At 73.0% G+C, this 16,997-nt stretch carries 13 protein-coding genes; 8 read left to right on the top strand and 5 right to left on the bottom strand.

Annotated features, from left to right (window positions below):
* Positions 1 to 383: 383 nt before the first annotated feature.
* Positions 384 to 1,394, bottom strand: coding sequence for a LacI family DNA-binding transcriptional regulator (locus OU416_RS35405; RefSeq protein ID WP_270931438.1), 1,011 nt, complete (start codon positions 1,392 to 1,394; stop codon positions 384 to 386).
* Between the two features lie 194 nt (positions 1,395 to 1,588).
* The gene (lysA, locus tag OU416_RS35400; RefSeq protein ID WP_270931437.1) at positions 1,589 to 2,908 is read right to left on the bottom strand and encodes a diaminopimelate decarboxylase; all 1,320 of its coding nucleotides are present in this window, start codon (positions 2,906 to 2,908) and stop codon (positions 1,589 to 1,591) included.
* 314 nt (positions 2,909 to 3,222) lie between these two features.
* Between lysA and OU416_RS35395 the strand changes: the two genes are divergently transcribed.
* Together OU416_RS35395 and OU416_RS35390 are read left to right on the top strand one after the other, a co-directional pair.
* A complete protein-coding gene (locus OU416_RS35395; RefSeq protein ID WP_270931436.1) occupies positions 3,223 to 5,247 on the top strand; it encodes a primosomal protein N' in 2,025 nt (674 codons plus the stop codon).
* Positions 5,248 to 5,280: 33 nt separating this feature from the next.
* Positions 5,281 to 5,646 (top strand): iron chaperone, encoded by a 366-nt coding sequence (locus OU416_RS35390; protein ID WP_270931435.1) that lies wholly within the window; start codon positions 5,281 to 5,283, stop codon positions 5,644 to 5,646.
* 42 nt (positions 5,647 to 5,688) lie between these two features.
* On the opposite strand, the gene OU416_RS40245 is transcribed toward OU416_RS35390, so the two are convergent.
* Positions 5,689 to 6,942: a bifunctional class I SAM-dependent methyltransferase/N-acetyltransferase gene (locus OU416_RS40245; protein ID WP_333779675.1), complete on the bottom strand. Its 1,254-nt coding sequence runs from the start codon at positions 6,940 to 6,942 to the stop codon at positions 5,689 to 5,691.
* Between the two features lie 251 nt (positions 6,943 to 7,193).
* Between OU416_RS40245 and OU416_RS35375 the strand changes: the two genes are divergently transcribed.
* Positions 7,194 to 7,763 carry a GNAT family N-acetyltransferase gene (locus OU416_RS35375; RefSeq protein WP_270931434.1) on the top strand — a complete coding sequence of 190 codons (570 nt, stop codon included), beginning with the start codon at positions 7,194 to 7,196 and terminating at the stop codon, positions 7,761 to 7,763.
* Here OU416_RS35375 and OU416_RS35370 read toward each other — a convergent pair.
* On the bottom strand, positions 7,751 to 8,767 hold the full coding sequence (locus OU416_RS35370) for a polysaccharide deacetylase family protein (protein ID WP_270931433.1): 1,017 nt from the start codon (positions 8,765 to 8,767) through the stop codon (positions 7,751 to 7,753). The genes OU416_RS35375 and OU416_RS35370 overlap by 13 nt on opposite strands.
* Before the next feature lie 161 nt (positions 8,768 to 8,928).
* Here OU416_RS35370 and OU416_RS35365 point away from each other — a divergent pair, with 161 nt between their 5' ends.
* Complete coding sequence (locus tag OU416_RS35365) at positions 8,929 to 10,506, top strand: putative glycoside hydrolase (protein ID WP_270931432.1); 1,578 nt, start codon at positions 8,929 to 8,931, stop codon at positions 10,504 to 10,506.
* Between the two features lie 125 nt (positions 10,507 to 10,631).
* Positions 10,632 to 12,425 carry a gamma-glutamyltransferase gene (gene ggt, locus OU416_RS35360; RefSeq protein ID WP_270931431.1) on the top strand — a complete coding sequence of 598 codons (1,794 nt, stop codon included), beginning with the start codon at positions 10,632 to 10,634 and terminating at the stop codon, positions 12,423 to 12,425.
* 137 nt (positions 12,426 to 12,562) lie between these two features.
* Here the strand turns inward: ggt and OU416_RS35355 are convergent, their stop codons facing one another.
* Positions 12,563 to 13,471 carry a DUF4231 domain-containing protein gene (locus tag OU416_RS35355; protein ID WP_270931430.1) on the bottom strand — a complete coding sequence of 303 codons (909 nt, stop codon included), beginning with the start codon at positions 13,469 to 13,471 and terminating at the stop codon, positions 12,563 to 12,565.
* Between the two features lie 405 nt (positions 13,472 to 13,876).
* Between OU416_RS35355 and def the strand changes: the two genes are divergently transcribed.
* Genes def through OU416_RS35340 form a run of 3 tightly spaced genes read left to right on the top strand, consistent with a single transcriptional unit; the run spans position 13,877 to position 16,757 of the window.
* Positions 13,877 to 14,422 (top strand): peptide deformylase, encoded by a 546-nt coding sequence (gene def, locus OU416_RS35350; protein WP_270931429.1) that lies wholly within the window; start codon positions 13,877 to 13,879, stop codon positions 14,420 to 14,422.
* Positions 14,422 to 15,345: a methionyl-tRNA formyltransferase gene (gene fmt / locus OU416_RS35345; protein WP_270931428.1), complete on the top strand. Its 924-nt coding sequence runs from the start codon at positions 14,422 to 14,424 to the stop codon at positions 15,343 to 15,345. The genes def and fmt overlap by 1 nt, the downstream gene beginning before the upstream one ends.
* The gene (locus OU416_RS35340; RefSeq protein ID WP_270931427.1) at positions 15,342 to 16,757 is read left to right on the top strand and encodes an RsmB/NOP family class I SAM-dependent RNA methyltransferase; all 1,416 of its coding nucleotides are present in this window, start codon (positions 15,342 to 15,344) and stop codon (positions 16,755 to 16,757) included. The genes fmt and OU416_RS35340 overlap by 4 nt, the downstream gene beginning before the upstream one ends.
* The last annotated feature ends 240 nt before the right edge of the window (positions 16,758 to 16,997 follow it).

Here is a 16,997-nt window from a genome sequence, read left to right as displayed (position 1 = left end):
GGGGTGCCTTTTTCTGGAAAAATCGCCGGACGTCGCCACCGCGCGAACGGTGGCGACACAAGACCTGGGTCTGGCTGGCGCGATCCCCGGGGTGCGGGTCCCCGCTCGTGCGGCGGAACCCGGGGTGGTGACACGGGCAGTTTTGCCTGAAATTGCCTCCGGTCACCACCGCAGGTTTCGTCGAAAACGCGGGCAATTTCAGGCAAAACTGCCCCCACCCAAGGCGACCACCCACCGCTTCGAACCCAAACCCGGCCTCGCACCCGACCGGCCCCGTCACTCCACCAACCCGACCCCGCTACCACCGCCGAAGCACCCGGCCCCACCCCGCTCACCCACGGATACGTCACAAGAACCAGTTGTGGCCGGAATTCGCCGCGGTGTCACTCCTGGCAGGTCGACTCGCGGACGACCAGGCGCGGGTCGGGATTGCTGACCACCTGCGGGACCTCGGTGCCCTTCAGGTTCGCCAGCAGGAGCTCGACCGCGCTCGCCGCCGCTTGCGCCAGGTGCAGGTCCACCGCGGTCAGGGTCGGAGTGCTGGTGCGGGCGCGCACGCCGTCGTAGCGGGTGGCCACCCGCACGTCGTCGGGGATGCGCAGGCCGCGCTCGGCCACCGCGCGCACCGCGCCGAGCGCGAAGGCGTCCACCGCCGCGCAGATCGCGTCGACGTCGGGGTGCTCCTCCAGCAGTTCCGCGCAGGCCTCCCGACCGGTCTCCTCGCCGCCGGACTCGTCGGCCTCCACGACCAGCGGCGGCATGTCGTGCTCCCGGGCGAACTGCGCGTAGACCTCCGCCAGGTCCACGTACCAGCTGCGGTGACCGCTGCCCATCAGCAGCGCGATGCGGCGCGCGCCCTGCTCGCGCAGGTGGTCCAGCAGCAGGCGCCCGACCTGCGGCGCGCGCAGGTCGACGTGCGGCAGGTCCATGCCCTGCTGCGGGCCGATCGTCACGATCGGCACCCCGCGGGACTGCAGGCGCTTGGTCGTCGGATCGTCCTGGTCCGGCTCGATCACGATCGCGCCGTCGATGTCCAGCGCGTCCAGCGGCGGATCGGTGTCCAGCGGTGGCACGACGACCAGCGCGAAGCCGCTCAGCATCGCGGTCTCGGCCGCCGCGGCGGCGACCTCCATGAAGAAGCCGAGCTTGGACGGGCCACCTGCCACCGCGACCGGCATCGACGACACCAGGCCGATGGTCCGCGACTGGCCGCTGCGCAGCCGCTGCGCGCGCAGGCTCGGGCGGTAGCCGAGCTCGGCGGCGGCCTGCACCACCCGCTCGCGCGTGCGCGGGTCGACCTTGCCGATGCCGTTGAGCGCGTGCGACACGGTCGTGCGCGACACCCCGGCCGCCCGCGCGACGTCGGCGATCGTAGGCCGGATCTGGCCCGCCATCGAATCTCCTCATCCTCGACCGCCGCTCAGGCTATTACGCCCGCACACCTCCGGGAACCCCGCGCGGTCAGGTGGCCTCCCCGAGCGCCGCAGGACCGTCGGACGCTCCGTTTCCGCTGGTCAGGGCCCGTGAGTGGTTTGTGGTGCTATAGCCCCTCAAACCACTCACGGGCCACCACCTGCGGAAACCTTGCCTAGGGGGTGTCGCGGCGGAGGATGTCGTCCTCGGTCTCGCGGCGGACCCAGAGCTCGGCCTCGCCGTCGTCCACGGTGAGAACCGGGGGCCGGGGGACCAGGTTGTAGGTCGAGGCCATCGAGTGGTGGTAGGCGCCGGTGCACGGGACCGCCAGGAGGTCTCCGGTGCGGATGTCCGACGGCAGCTGCGCGTCGGGGATCAGCACGTCACCTGCCTCGCAGTGGCGACCGACGACGTGCATCGCGCGCTTCTGCGCGTTGCTGAACCGGCCCACCAGGCGTGCGGTGTAGCGGGCGCCGTACAACTCCGCGCGCGGGTTGTCGCTGAAGCCGCCGTCCACCGCCACGTAGGTCCGGGCGCTGCTGTGCTTCACGGTCACCACCCGGTACAGCGTCAGCCCCGCTCGGGCCGCGATCGCCCGGCCCGGTTCCAGCGTCAGGCGCGGAGGCAGGAGGCCGTGCTTGCGGCACTCGTCGGTCAGCACGCGCGGGATGCGGGAGGCGAAGCAGCGCAGGTCGAACGCCGCATCGCCGGGGCAGTAGGCCACCGCGTGCCCGCCACCCAGGTTGAGCTGCGGCAGCGCGGCACCGTGGCGGACCGCGATCTCGGCGAGGAAGGCCACCAGCCGCCGCACCGCCTCCTCGTACGCGGCGATGTCGGTGATCTGCGAGCCGAGGTGGCAGTGCAGTCCCACCAGCCGCAGCTCGGGGCGGGCGAGCACCCGCGCCACGGCCACCGCGGCCTGGCCGCCCGCCAGCGAGACGCCGAACTTCTGGTCCTCGACCCCGGTGGCCACCGCCCGGTGGGTGTGCCCGTCGACGCCGGGCGTGACCCGGATCAGGACGTCCTGCGCACCGCTCAACCGGTCGATCTCCGCGAGCGAGTCGACCACCACCCGGCCCACCCCGGCGTGCGCCGCCGCGCGCAACTCCGCATCGGTCTTCGCGTTGCCGTGCAACAAGATCCGCTCGGCGGGGAAGCCCGCGGACAGCGCGGTGGTGAGCTCCCCGCCCGAGCAGACGTCCAGCGAGAGGCCTTCTTCGGCGATCAGCCGGGCCATCCGCCTGCACAGGAACGCCTTGCCCGCGTAGGCGATCTCGGCGTCCAGCGCGCGGTAGGCGCGGCACTGCGCGCGGAGGGTCGGCAGGTCGAGCACGTAGCCGGGCGTGCCGAAGCGGTCGGCGAGCTCGGTGAGCGAGACACCGCTCACCACCAGGTCGCCGGAAGGCATCGCCACCGCGGCGTCCGGCCAGATCTCGGCGGGCAGCTTCTCCGGCAGGCTCCGGCGGTAGGTCGGCAGCAATTCGGCCAGGGTCATGGGGATCTGTCCCGCCTCTCCGCGATTCGCAGAGGTGGTTGCGTCTGTGGGTTGATCTTGCGTTTTCGGGGTTTCTTGTGGCTGGGTTGCGTCACGGTCCCCTGAGGTGCGGTTGAGCAGGACTGGGGTCATCGGGTTGCTCGTTGCCGGGGTTCTTGGCACCGGGTCGCTCATCTCTTCTCCTCGCCGGGTGCCTCCAGGACTACGCCGGGCCCGGGCCGGGTGGGTCGCTTCCGAGCGCGGTCCTGACAGCGGCTCCGCATGTCCTGACGTGCTGTTGATGGGCGGTCCGGGGCTTCTGGTAGAGAAGAGGCATGGCAGGTGCACAACCCCGGAAGCGGAAGGGGGCGACGGAAGAGCGGACCGCGGCGGCGCACCGACCGGTGGCCCGCGTGCTGGTCGACGTCCCGCTGCCGGTGCACCTGGACCGCCCGTTCGACTACCTCGTCCCCGACCGGCTGGACGCCGACGCGGTGCCCGGCTGCCGAGTGCGGGTGCGCTTCCGCGGCAAGCTCGTCGACGGCTACCTGCTGGAGCGCAACGAGACCACCGACTTCCAGGGCACCCTGTCCTGGGTCGAGCGGGTGCCGTCGGCCGAGCCGGTGCTGACCCCGGAGCTGCTGGAGATGGCCCGCGCGGTGGCCACCCGCTACGGCGGCATGCTCGCCGACGTGGTGCGCCTGGCGATCCCGCCGCGGCACGCCGGAGCGGAGAAGAAGGCCCCGCGCGAACCGGGCCCGGCACCGGCCCGGCCCGGCACCGAGGGCTGGGCCCGCTACCAGCACGGCCAGTCCTTTTTGGACGCCTTGCACGCGGGCCGCTCGGCGCGGGCGGTCTGGCAGGCGCTGCCCGGCGAGGACTGGCCGGCCCGCCTCGCCGAAGCCGCCGCGACCGCCGCATCCGCCGGGCGCGGAGCGCTGATCGTCGTCCCGGACCACCGCGACCTGCAGCGCGTGCACGACGCCTGCGCAGCCCTGCTCGGCGACGAGGTCGTCGCGCTCGCCGCCGAGCTCGCGCCCGCCGAGCGCTACCGGCGCTGGCTGTCGGTCCTGCGCGGTGCGTCGCGAGTGGTGGTCGGGACGCGTGCGGCGATGTTCGCCCCGGTGCACGACCTGGGCTTCGCGGCGGTGTGGGACGACGGTGACGACCTGCACAGCTACCCCCAGGTGCCCTACCCGCACACCCGCGACGTGCTCACCCAGCGCGCGCACGTGGCAGGAGCGGCGCTGATCGTCGGCGGCTTCGCCCGCACCGCCGAAGCCGCACTGCTCGCCGAGTCGGGCTGGGCGCACGAACTCGTCGCGCACCGCACGGAGGTGCGAGCGGCTGCGCCGCGAGTGACCGCCATCGGCGAGGACGACACGCAGCTGGCCCGCGACCCGGCGGCGCGCGCAGCGCGGTTGCCGTCGGTGGGCTTCGAAGCGGCGCGAGCCGCGCTGGGCGCGGGAGCGCCGGTGCTGGTGCAGGTGCCGCGGCGCGGCTACGTGCCGGCGCTGGCGTGCGGCGACTGCCGCGAGCGGGCGCGGTGCCGGCGCTGCGCCGGGCCGCTGGCGCTGCCGGGAGGCAGCGAAGGCGGCGCGCCGAAGCCTGCGGCGTGCAGCTGGTGCGGAGCCGCGGAAGCGGCGTTCAAGTGCGGCAACTGCGGGTCGCGGCGGCTGCGGGCGATCGCCGTCGGTGCTGGTCGCACCGCGGAAGAGCTGGGGCGGGCCTTCAGCAACGTGACGGTGCGGACCTCCGGGGCGGGCGAGGTGCTGGCGACGGTTCCGGCCAAGCCCGCGCTGATCGTGTGCACGCCGGGAGCCGAGCCGGTGGCCGAGGGCGGCTACGGCGCGGCGCTGCTGCTGGACGGCCGGACGCTGCTGGCCCGGCCCGAGCTGCGCGCGGCCGAGACGACGCTGCGGCTGTGGTTCGACGCGGCTGCTCTGGTGCGTCCGGCCCGGGACGGCGGGCGGGTGGTCGTCATGGCGGAGTCCTCGTTGCAACCGGTGCAGGCGCTGGTGCGGTGGGATCCGGCCTGGTTCGCCTCGCTGGAACTCGCCGAGCGCGCCGAGCTCGGCTTCCCCCCGGCGCGCCGGGTCGCGGCCGTCGACGGCACCCCGGAGGCCATCGAGGCGCTGCTGGAGTCGGCGGACCTGCCGGGCTCGGCGGAGATCCTCGGCCCGGTGCCGCTCGGCGAGGTCGACGAGGACGGCAATTCCGAGCGGGAACGCCTGATCGTCCGCGTCGACCGGGCCGAGGGCCGCGCCCTGGCGAGCTCGCTGCACGCGGCCCAAGCGATCCGCGCGGCCCGCAAAGCAGCCGAGCTCCAGGTCCGCCTCGACCCGCTGGAAATGCTCTGACGGAGCCCGCGGGTTCCCGGTTACGCTTCCGGCATGGTGAGCAGTGCGGCCCGCGATGTGGACGAGTACCTGGCGGAGGTCCCGGCGGTGCGCCGGGACGCGCTGACCCGGCTCCGCGAGCTGTGCCGCACCGAGCTGAGCGGGTTCGACGAGGTCATGAACTACGGGATGCCCGCCTACCAGCGCGACGGCGTCGCCGAGATCGCCTTCGCCAGCCAGAAGCAGTACATCTCGCTCTACCTCATGCGCACCGACGTGCGCGATGCCTTCGCGGAGCGGCTGGCCGGGCACGACGTGGGCAAGGGCTGCCTGCGCTTCCGCAAGGTCGAGGCGATCGACTTCGACCTCGTCCGGGACCTGCTGAAGGCCACGGCCGCGACGCGCGGCCGGATCTGCTGAGCGGGCGGCGCGCCCCGCGAGCGAGGCGCGCCGCCGCGGACATCAGACGCCGAAGGCCGCCGGGTACCGGATGGTGCCGGTGAGCGCGGGGCGTTGCGGGTCGAGGGTGAGGGCCATCATCGCCTCGTCGGGCACCTCGAACGGCGCGCGGATGCCCAGGCGCGAAGCCGGGACGAACCCGAACCGCGGGTAGTACTCGGCGTGCCCGAGCACGACCACGGTGTTCTCACCCAGGGCGCGCGCCGCCTCCAGCGCCGCCCGGATGGCCGCCGAACCGGCGCCTTTGCGCTGGTAGGAGGGCAGTACCGCGCACGGGGCGAGGGCCAGTGCGGGTGCACCGCCGATGTGGCAGCGCGTGAGCAGGGCGTGCCCGACGATGCTGCCGTCCTCGGCCTCGGTGACGAAGGAGAGCCCGTCGATCCACGCGTCCTGGTCGGCGCGCAGCGCCTCGACGAGGTCGGCTTCCCCGGCGGCGGGGAAGGCGGCGAGGTTGACCTCGCGGATGGCGCGCAGATCGGCGGGGGTCTCCGGGCGGGTGTTCCAGTTCATGCGGTTCTTTCCGTTCTCGGGGCGCAGGACGTATCCGGCGTACTGGTAGTCGGTGCCGTGCTCGCGGCGCAGCGCGATCTCCGCGCGCGTGGCCGCGACCGCTTCGCGCATGCCCGGCCGGTCCAGATCGGCCTCGGTGATGCGCGCTTCGAGCGGGTTGTAGTACTCGTCCCACCAGTCGCTGTCGGGCAGCGGCCAGTGGTGGGTGGTCCGGTAACCGGCGGCGCGGGCCGCCTCGACGTTCGCGGCGTGCTCGCGGAGCCGGTACGCCGCGTCCCAGAAGGACCGCGCCGGTGCTGACGGGGTGCCCGTCCACTCGATCTCGGTGACGACGACGGTGCCACCGGGAGCGAGGAGCCGGCGCCAGCGCCGCAGCGCGGTGTCGAACCCGATGTTGTAGACCGAGCCCTCCGCCCAGATCAGGTCGAAGGTGTTGTCGGGGAAGGGGAGTTCGGCCATGGACAGGTGCAGCGAGGTGATCCGGTCGGACAGCCCGCGGTGCGCCGCCGCCCGGTCGAGCTCGGCCAGGAAGGGCTGGTGGAGATCCACGGCGGTCACGTGACCACCGGTCTCCTCGGCCAGCAGCAGGGCGGAACGGCCCGGCCCGCACCCGGCGTCGAGGATGCGCGGACGGGTGGGCAGCGGCCCGACCTGGCCCAGCAGGTGCCGGGTGGTGGTGTCGGAACCGGCGCCCTGCCGCGGCAGGCCGCGGTGCAGGGCGAAGAACGCTTCAGCGATGTGGGACAACGTGGAGACCCTTGTTCGAGGGGTCCCGGAATGCGCTCAGCACGACTCGCCGCGCGAAGCGGGGAGGAAGAGGATCAGACCGGGACCCGGGATGTGAGGACGATCCGGGCACTGCGCGTGGCAGTGGTCTCCGCGGCAATCATCAACTCACCTCCCAGTTCGCGAGCGGTCTCCCGGCAACGGTAGCAGACCCCGCCGTGCGGCGGAAAATCGGTTGCCCGGGAGTGCGGGGGAGTGCTGGAATCGGGCGGGTGGACGCCTTTCTGACGACCGAGCGGTTGGTGCTGCGGGAGTTCCGGGCCGACGACGTCGATCTGGTCCTCGAGCTCAACGGTGATCCCGATGTGATGCGGTACGTCTTCGCCGGGCCGCCGCTGACGCGCAGCGAGGTCGTCGAGAAGATCCTGCCCGGATACCTCTCGTGCTACGAGAAGTTCGGCGGGCTGGGCAGGTGGGCCGTGCTGGAGCGGGCCACCGAGCGGTTCGTCGGGCTGTTCATCCTGCAGCCCGCGGCGGGCAGGCCGTCGGACGAGGCCGAGCTCGGCTACCGGTTCCACCGCTCGGCCTGGGGCAAGGGGTACGCGACCGAAGGTGCGATCGCCTTGCTGGACAAGGGGTTCGCCGACTTCGGCCTGCGGCGGATCTTCGCGCAGGCGATGGTCGTCAACCCCGGTTCGCGGCGGGTCATGGAGAAGGCCGGGATGCGGTACGTGCGGACCTTCCTCCAGGAGGACTGGCCGGGCGATCCGATCGAGGGCGAGGAGCACGGCGACGTCGAGTACGAGCTGACCCGCGACGAGTGGCTGGCTCAGAAGCGGTAGACGCGCCCGGCGACCGCGGGCGCGGGCTGCGCGGTGTGCTCGGCCGGGGCGGAGATCCGGTTCGGGTCGCCGTCGGAGGTGTAGCGGCGGGCGGGTTCGGCCGCCAGCCGGTCGAGCCAGGCGGTGGAGCCGAACTGGGCGTCCGCACCGGTCGCCGCCTGGGATCGGATGCGCGGCACAGCAGCCGGGTCGAAGTCCGCCGACCACGGTGAGGGCGCCGGGTTGGAGCCGACCAGCAGGACGCTGTCGTGCCGGTAGGTCGTCCCGTCGGCCGAGCCCGCGGTCGCCAGCCGTTCGTCGTCCGGGCGCGCGCCCAGCGGCAGCGCGATCGAGCGGACCTCCGCGCCCGGCACGGCATCGGTGATGATCCGCTGCATGCCCGCGATCTGCCGCTGCACCTCGGCGCCGGGGATCCGGCCCAGGTTCGGGTGGTCCAGGGTGTGGTTGCCGATCTCGAAACCGTGCTCGTGCAGCCAGTTGAGGCTGCGGTGACCAGCGGGTTCCCCGAACGGCGGGTCGAAGACGTAGAAGGTGGCGGTCGGGCGGAACCCCGGGTGCTCGGCGGCCACGTCGAGCAGGATGCGGGTCGCCGTGCCCGGTGCCGGTTCGCCGGAGGTGTCCACTGTGAACTGGGTGGCGGATCCGTCGTCGAAGGTGAGCACCACCGGGTGCGCGCCCGCCGGGAGGTCGAACCGCCCGGTGGCGTACTCGGTGGCGGTCACCGGGACGTAGCGCTCGGCCGCCAGCCGCTCCAGCTCCGCGCGGAAGTCCTCCGGAGTGCGGTCGTACGCGCTGGTCGGCGTGCTGGTGATCCGGTGGTACATGAGCACCGGGACCTCGCCCAGCTCGTTGGCGCCCACCGATTCCGGCGACGGTGGTGGCGGCGGGAGCTCGGCCACCTGGCGCGGTGGTGGCGGTGGCTGCGGCGGCGCGCTGCACCCGGCCAGGGTCGCCAGCGCCGTCACCGCGGCGATGGCGCACCCGGCTCGCACTGCTGGCAGCATCAGCACCAACGGTAGGTTCCGGTTTCGCGGCTTGGCGATACTCCAACTGGTCAATTGATCCGCCGCGTTCCGGCTGGGATGGTGGGCCGCACGCATTCCGCTTGAAAGAGCACGAGTTTCGTGCTGCCGCGCGAGTTCGCCTAGTCGGGGAGGCGAAAGCGATGACGGATGCTGCCCGCGTGCGGGCGCTGCCGGCCGGGTTGCCGAGGTTCGTCGTGGTCGCAGTGGGCGCCGCGCTGGTGCTGCTGCTCGGCGTGCTGCCGGTTCGAAATCTGTCCACAGAGGACGTCGAGATCGCCGGGCTGCCGGATCGCCCGATCACGTCCGCGGACGTGGGGTCGATTCAGATCCGCTCCGCTGCCGAGGACGGTGTGCGGGTCGTGGTGGACGGCCGCGAGGTCCCGGTGGTCCGCGTGGCGGGTGCGCACCGGGTGCTGCCGGTCGAGCTGGCCGACGGGCCGCACGAACTGCGCGTCGTGGTGCCCTCCTGGATCGGTTCGGCCACCACGATCCGGACGTTCGCAGTGGACGACTCCCCGCCGGAGCTGCAGGTCGGGGACTCGCTGCGCGCGGAGGCGCCGGACGCGCCGGTGACCGTGGCGGGAACTGCCCGCGGCGCCGCCGAAGTCCTGGTCGCGGGCAGGCCCGCGGTGCCGGATCCGCAAGGTGGGTTCCGCGCGGTCGTCGAGCGGCCGCAGCGGCAGGTGCCGGTCGTGGCCACCGACGCGGCGGGCAACCGCACCGAACGCTCCGTGACCGTCCACACCAGACACCCCGGGATGCGGGCGGTGCACCTGACCGGGCTGGCCTGGACCAGCGGCGCGCTGCGCGAACCGGTGCTGGAGCTGGCGCGGCGGGGCCAGATCGACACCGTCGAGCTGGACCTCAAGGACGAGAGCGGGGAAGTGGTCTACGACTCCGCGGTGCCGCTGGCGCACGAGATCGGCGCGGTCAAGGGCTACTACGACGCGCGGCAGGTGCTCGACCAGCTGCACGGCATGGGCGTTCGCGTGGTCGGCAGGCTGGTCGCGTTCAAGGACCCGGTGCTGGGCGAGGCTTCCTGGCGCGGCGGGCACCCGGAGCGGGTCGTGCAGACCGCCGACGGCCGGCCGTGGACCGGTGGTTACGGCGGCTACGCGTTCACCAACTTCGCCGATCCCACCGTGGTGCGCTACAACGTCGACATCGCCGCGGAAGCCGCCGAGCTGGGCTTCGACGACGTCCTCTACGACTACGTGCGCCGGCCGGACGGCGACCTCGGGCGGATGCGCATCCCCGGCCTGACCACCACTCCGGAGGCGGCCATCGCCGACTTCCTGCGCCGGACCCAGCCCGAGGTGCGCTCGCGCGGGGCGCTGCTCGGCGCCTCGGTGTTCGGCATCGCGGTGGACCGCCCGACCGAGATCGCCCAGGACATCAGCCAGATCGCGCAGCACGTCGACTACATCTCGCCGATGGTCTACCCGTCGCACTGGGCCCCGGGTGAGTTCGGCGTGGCCGATCCCAACGCGCAGCCCTACGACATCGTGGTGCGCTCGCTGGCGAAGTTCCGCGAGGCCGTGGAGGGCACCGACGTGCAGATCATCCCGTGGCTGCAGGACTTCAGCCTCGGCGTGCGCTACGGCCCCGCGGAGGTGGCGGCGCAGATCGACGCCGCCCGCGCCAACGGCATGGGCTCGTTCCTGCTGTGGGCGCCGAACTGCCGCTACCACGCCGAGGCCCTGGTGCCGCCGCGCTGAGTGAACGATCCGCTTTCGGTGAGGTGAACGGTCCGTTGGCCCTTCCGGTCCGCGGCCGAACGGTGTTGTCCTCCGGGCGTCGACTGTGCAGAGTTGGCGGGGTTGTCGATGTTGGAGGTGTGGAAATGCGCGCGAGGCCCGTTCGGCTCACCCTCGCAGTGCTCGTGACCGGTTCCGTGATCGCGCCGATGGCCCAGGCGGCCCCCGGTGGTCCGCCCGAACCGCCCAAGGACGCCGAGGCGGTCGGCTCCGGCGGCGCTGTGTCCAGCGTCGACCCCTACGCGACCCAGATCGGCATCGACGTGCTCCGCAACGGTGGGAGCGCCGCGGACGCCGCCGTCGCCGTCGCGGCCGCGCTGGGCGTCACCGAGCCGTACTCGGCGGGCTTCGGCGGCGGCGGGTACTTCGTGCACTACGACGCCGAGACCGGGAAGGTCGAGACGATCGACGGCCGGGAGACCGCGCCGGCCAGCGCCGACGAGGAGTTGTTCCTGGAGGACGGCAAGCCGATCCCGTTCGACCAGGCGGTCACCAGCGGACTCGGCGTCGGCGTGCCCGGCACCCCGATGACCTGGCAGCACGCGCTGGACAAGTGGGGCCGCAAGGACCTCGCCGAGGTGCTGCGCCCGGCCGAGCAGCTGGCCCGCGAAGGCTTCGTGGTCGACGAGACCTTCCGCGAGCAGACCGCCGACAACGAGGAGCGCTTCCGCGCGTTCCCGGCCACCCGCGACCTGTTCCTGCCCGGCGGCGAGCTGCCGGAGGTCGGCAGCAAGCTCCGCAACCCCGACCTCGCCGACACCTACCGCGAAGTGGCCGAGCGCGGCGTGGACGCGCTCTACGCCGGTGAGATCGGCGCGGACGTGGTCAAGACCGTCAACGAACCGCCGGTGGACCCGGCCGCGGGCCGCGAGGTCCGCCCCGGCGCGATGACCACCGACGACCTGCGCGGCTACCGCACCATCGACCAGGACCCGACGCACCTGACCTACCGGGGCCTGGACGTCTACGGCATGGCGCCGGGCAGCTCCGGCGGCACCACCGTCGGCGAGGCGCTCAACATCCTGGAGGGCACCGACCTCACCGCGGCCGACAAGACCCAGTACCTGCACCGGTACCTGGAGGCCAGCAAGATCGGCTTCGCGGACCGCAACCGCTGGGTCGGCGACCCGGCGTTCAACGAGGTGCCCACCGAAGCGCTGCTGGAGCAGGACTTCGCGGACTCCCGCGCCTGCCTGATCGGCGACGACGCGGTGCTGCCCACCCCGGTGGCCGCGGCCGACCCGAAGCAGCCGCAGGACTGCACGGCCCGCACCACCGACGGCGCCGAACCGTACGAGGGGCCGAACACCACGCACCTGACGGTCGCCGACGCCGAGGGCGACGTGGTCGCCTACACGCTGACCATCGAGCAGACCGGCGGCAGCGGCATCGTGGTGCCGGGGCGCGGATTCCTGCTCAACAACGAGCTGACCGACTTCAACTTCACCCCGGTCACGCCGGGCGAGCCGGACCCGAACCTGCCGGGCCCCGGCAAGCGGCCGCGCAGCTCGATGAGCCCGACGATCGTGCTGCAGGACGGTCAGCCGCTGCTCGCGGTCGGCAGCCCCGGCGGTGCGACGATCATCACCACCGTGCTGCAGAGCCTCACCGGGCGCCTGGACCGCGGCATGTCGCTGGTCGACGCCATCGCCGAGCCCCGCGCCTCCCAGCGCAACACCGCGCAGACCGACGCGGAACCGGCCTTCCTCGCCCAGCCGGAAGCGGAGAAGCTCGAGGCCATCGGCCACGAGTTCAAGAAGACCGCGGAGATCGGCGCGGCAACCGGGGTGGAACGCCTCCCGGACGGCCGCTGGGCCGCGGCAGCCGAACGCGAACGCCGCGGCGGCGGCGCGGCAGCGGTGGTCACCCCGGCTCCCTGACCCGGGCACCTCTCCCTCGGTAGTGCGTGACGTTTCGGCAGGTGATGGCCCGTGAGTGTTTTGTGGTGCTATGGCACCCCAAAACACTCACGGGCACTGAACTGGGGAAACCGTCACGCCGATCGGTGCCGGGCCGGTCAGGTGGTGCGGGTCGCGCGCCAGGTGGCGTGCTCGCGGGCGATCGTGGCTTCCGCGTCGGTCACCGCCGCCGACCACTGCTGCTCGTCCAGGTCGCTGTCCAGCAGGTCCCGGACCGCGCCGAGCTCGGCGGTGGCCCGGCGGTAGGCCGCCGCCTTCGCCGAGTGCCTGCGGGTGGCGCCCCACGCCGCGATCGCCGCGACCACTGTCGCGGCCACCACGGCGGCGACGGCGCCCGCCCTGTTCAGGCCGGTGATGCCGAAGGCCTCGCCGAGAGCGCCGACCACGCCCAGCACCTCGATGACCACCATCGCCGTCCGGTAGAACCGGGCCTGCCGCAGGTGGTGCTGGGCCCGGGTCTCGTACCAGTCCTGCTGGTCGAGCACCCGGCCGATCAGGTAGGCCTCCTTGCGCTCGGCCAGCGGCGCGCCGCGCAGCGCTCGCATCCGCTCGGTGATCGTCTCGGCGGTGTGCTGCGTCAGCGGGACGTCGGGGAGTTCCTGCTGCACGGTGCGCAGGCGCGCGGCGAACCGCTCGTCGGCTTGCGCGCTCCCCGCCGGGAACGGGGCCGCGCACACGGCGTAGCGCCAGGTCAGCGTCTTGGCCGAGGCGGCGAGGGCGCGGCTTTCCGCCCACAGCCGGTCGGGGCGGGTGCTGACCAGCGCCAGCTCCACCGCCACCGCTCCGACGAGGGTCAGCGCGGCGCCCACCGCGAACAGGTCGATGCCGGTGTCGCCGAGGCGCAGCGTCAGGGTGGCCAGCACACCCGCCGCCACGATCAGCATCAACCGGGACCGCGCCGCTCTGAGGTAGGCGTGCCGCTGGCGGGCTGCGGCGGCGTCGGCCGCCTGGAACAGGCCCGGGTGGTCGGCGGGGGTCAGCGCTTGCATCTGCTCGGTGCTCGACATGGCCACTCCGTCGCTCGGGGCTCCCCAGTGAATCGCGTCCACCGGGTGATCCGAATCGGCCAAATCGGCACAACTGCCGCCACGCGAGGCGGCACGGCCGCTGAGCTCGTTAACTCGGTCTAATGGCCGCAGCCGCGACGATCAACGTGCTCAGGCCGTGGAAGTGGTCGCATGCGCCGTAGGCGCATAGCCCACCCTCGCAGCTTGCACCGCCGCGGGTTCTCAGCGTTCGCCTGGCGAGGACGGCCCTGACGCTGTGTATTGGTCATACATGAGTCAGGGCACCCGCAGTCCAGGCGGGCGCTGAGGTTCCGCTACCGGCACCGCCACGCAAAACGAGCCTGGAAAGCCATCTAAACTCTGCGGGTCGCCAAGCACCACCGCCGATCTCCCCAGGGGGCCCGTGTGACCGTCCAGCCGATCAGACTCTTCGGCGACCCAGTGCTGCGCACCAGGGCCGACGAGGTGGTCGACTTCGACAAGGAGCTGCGCACGCTCGTGCAGGACCTGTGGGACACCATGGAGCAGCAGGGCGGGGCCGGGCTGGCCGCGCCGCAGCTGGGTGTCGGGCTGCGGGTGTTCACCTACCACTGCGACGGCTTCGCCGGGCACATGATCAACCCGACCTGGACGGCGGTCGGCGGCGACGAGCAGTTCGGCCCGGAGGGCTGCCTGTCCATCCCCGACCTGTTCTGGGAGTGCGTGCGCGCCAAGCACGTGGTGGCGCGCGGCTGGAACATGCACGGCGAGCAGATCGAGGTGGAGGGCACCGACCTGCTGGCGCGCTGCATCCAGCACGAGACCGATCACCTGGACGGAGTGCTGTTCGTCGACCGGCTCGACGAGCAGACCCGCAAGGCGGCGCTGCGCGAGATCCGCAGCGCGGAGTGGTTCGGCGGCGAGGTCCCGGTGATCAAGGAAAGCCCGCACCCGCTGTTCGGAGGCCGCTGATGCGCCTGGTCTTCGCAGGTACCCCCGCGCCCGCCGTCCCGGCGCTGCGCGCGCTGCTGGAATCGGACCGGCACGAGGTCGTCGCCGTGGTCACCCGCCCGGACGCGCCCGCCGGGCGCGGTCGCAAGCTGGTGCGCTCGCCCGTCGGCGCGCTCGCCGACGAGCACGGCATCGAGGTGCTCACGCCCGCTCGCGCGTCGGAACCGGAGTTCCTGGCCCGGCTGCGCGAACTCGCCCCCGACTGCTGCCCGGTGGTCGCCTACGGCGCGCTGCTGCGGGAGGAGGCGCTGGCCGTCCCGGAGTTCGGGTGGATCAACCTGCACTTCTCGCTGCTCCCGGCGTGGCGCGGTGCCGCGCCGGTGCAGGCCGCGATCCGGCACGGCGACGAGATCACCGGGGCCAGCACCTTCCGCATCGTGCGCGAGCTGGACGCCGGCCCGGTCTTCGGCGTGGTCACCGAGCAGGTTCGCCCGACCGACACCGCCGGTGAGCTGCTGGACCGGCTGTCGGTCTCCGGCGCCGGGCTGCTGGCGGCGACCCTCGACGGCGTCGAGGACGGCACGCTGCGCGCCGAGGAGCAACCCGCCGACGGGCTCAGCTACGCGCCGAAGGTCACCGTCGAGGACGCCAAGGTGGACTTCACCGCGCCCGCGACCGCCGTGGACCGGCTCATCCGGTCGGTCACGCCCGAACCGGGCGCGTGGGCGCTGCTGGGCGACGGGCGGTTCAAGCTGGGCCCGGTGTCCATCGTGGACGATGAACTGCCGCCGGGGGAGATCCGGGTGGAGAAGCGTCGGGTGCTGGTCGGCACCGGCACCTCGGCCGTCGCGCTGGGCGAGGTGCAGGCGCCGGGCAAGAAGCGGATGGCCGCCACCGACTGGGCCCGCGGAACACGCATCGAGCAAGGAGAACGGCTCAAGTGAACGAACGCCGTCGACCGTCCCGGCCGGGCAAGGCCCGCCCACCGCGCCGCAAGGCCAGTCCACCGCGACCGGTGGACGTCGACCAGGTGCGCCTGGTCGCGGTCGAGACGCTGCGCGCCGTCCGGGAGCGCGACGCCTACGCCAACCTGGCGCTGCCGCCGCTGCTCAAGCAGCGCCGGATCAGCGGCCGGGACGCCGCGCTGGCCACCGAGCTGACCTACGGGGCGTGCCGCGCGCAGGGCCTGCTGGACGCCGTCATCGACGCCTGCAGCAACCGCCCGCTGTCCGAAATGGACCCGAAGCTGCTCGACGCGCTGCGCATCGGCGTCTACCAGCTGCTGCGCACCCGGATCCCGGCGCACGCCGCCGTGGCCTCCACTGTGGACATCGTCCGGTTCGAATCCGGTTCGAAGCTGTCCGGTTTCGCCAACGCGGTGCTGCGCAGCGCCGCCGAGCTCGACGAGCAGGGCTGGGTCGAGAAGCTGGCCCCGCCGCGCTCCGAGGACCCGATCGGCCACCTCGCGATGCGCCACGCGCACCCGCGGTGGATCGCGCAGGCCTTCGCCGACGCGGTCGGCCTCGACGAGCTGGACGCGGCGCTGGCCGCCGACGACGCCCGCCCAGCGGTGCACCTGACCGCTCGCCCCGGTGAGATCAGCGCCGACGAGCTCGCCGCGATCACCGGCGGCGACCCGGCGCCGTACTCGCCGTACGGGGTGCGGCTGGAGGCGGGCGCGGGCGACCCGGGCGACCTGGAACCCGTGCGCGAGGGCTTCGCGGCGGTGCAGGACGAGGGCAGCCAGCTGGTCGCGCTCGCGCTGACCCGGCCGGAGCTGACCGGCCCCGACCTGCGCTGGCTGGACCTGTGCGCGGGCCCCGGCGGCAAGGCCAACCTGCTCGGCGCGCTGATCACCATGGACGGCGGCACGCTCGACGCCGTCGAGCAGGCCCCGCACCGCGCGGAGCTGATCCGGCAGGCCACCGAGGGCCTGTCGGTGAACGTGCACGTCGGCGACGGCCGCGACCCGGGCCTGGAGCCCGGCTACGACCGCGTGCTGGTCGACGCGCCGTGCACCGGGCTCGGCGCGCTGCGGCGGCGCCCGGAGGCGCGCTGGCGGCGTCAGCCCTCCGACGTCGGCGACCTGACGAAGCTGCAGCGGGAGCTGCTGCTCTCGGCCATCGGGCTGACCCGCCCCGGCGGCGTGGTGGCCTACGTGGTGTGCTCGCCGCACCTGCCGGAGACCGAGGGGGTGGTCTCCGACGCGATCCGCCGCACCGGGGTGACCCAGCTCGACGCCCGCCCGTACTTCCCGGACGTGCCCGACCTCGGCGACGGGCCGTCGGTCCAGCTGTGGCCGCACCGCCACGGCACCGACGCGATGTTCTGCGCCCTCCTGCAGATCCCGGGCTGAGCCCGGACCTCCCGCGATTTCAATGGAAATCGGACGTCCGACTTCCATTGAAATCGCGTGGAACCCGACGCGCCGCCGGTGTGTCGGGTCCGGCACGCCGGTGTGGGACGCAAGTTCCATTGAAATCGGACGCCTGATTTCAATGGAACTTGCGGCGGTTGCCCGCGGGTGTCGGCGTGCCGGGTGCCCGAGTCGCCGACGTGGTCCGCAAGTTCAGTTGAAATTGGATGTCTGATTTCA

Source organism: Saccharopolyspora indica (assembly GCF_027853965.1).
GTDB lineage: Bacteria > Actinomycetota > Actinomycetes > Mycobacteriales > Pseudonocardiaceae > Saccharopolyspora > Saccharopolyspora indica.
Note: the sequence above shows the minus strand (reverse complement) of the source record. Positions and strands in the feature narration are given on the sequence as shown.

Coding starts and splice junctions, on each gene's coding strand:
- OU416_RS35405 (WP_270931438.1), bottom strand. CDS start 1,394: ATGGCGGGCCAGATCCGGCCTACGATCGCCGACGTCGCGCGGGCGGCC.
- lysA (WP_270931437.1), bottom strand. CDS start 2,908: ATGACCCTGGCCGAATTGCTGCCGACCTACCGCCGGAGCCTGCCGGAG.
- OU416_RS35395 (WP_270931436.1), top strand. CDS start 3,223: ATGGCAGGTGCACAACCCCGGAAGCGGAAGGGGGCGACGGAAGAGCGG.
- OU416_RS35390 (WP_270931435.1), top strand. CDS start 5,281: ATGGTGAGCAGTGCGGCCCGCGATGTGGACGAGTACCTGGCGGAGGTC.
- OU416_RS35370 (WP_270931433.1), bottom strand. CDS start 8,767: ATGCTGCCAGCAGTGCGAGCCGGGTGCGCCATCGCCGCGGTGACGGCG.
- OU416_RS35365 (WP_270931432.1), top strand. CDS start 8,929: ATGACGGATGCTGCCCGCGTGCGGGCGCTGCCGGCCGGGTTGCCGAGG.
- ggt (WP_270931431.1), top strand. CDS start 10,632: ATGCGCGCGAGGCCCGTTCGGCTCACCCTCGCAGTGCTCGTGACCGGT.
- OU416_RS35355 (WP_270931430.1), bottom strand. CDS start 13,471: ATGTCGAGCACCGAGCAGATGCAAGCGCTGACCCCCGCCGACCACCCG.
- fmt (WP_270931428.1), top strand. CDS start 14,422: ATGCGCCTGGTCTTCGCAGGTACCCCCGCGCCCGCCGTCCCGGCGCTG.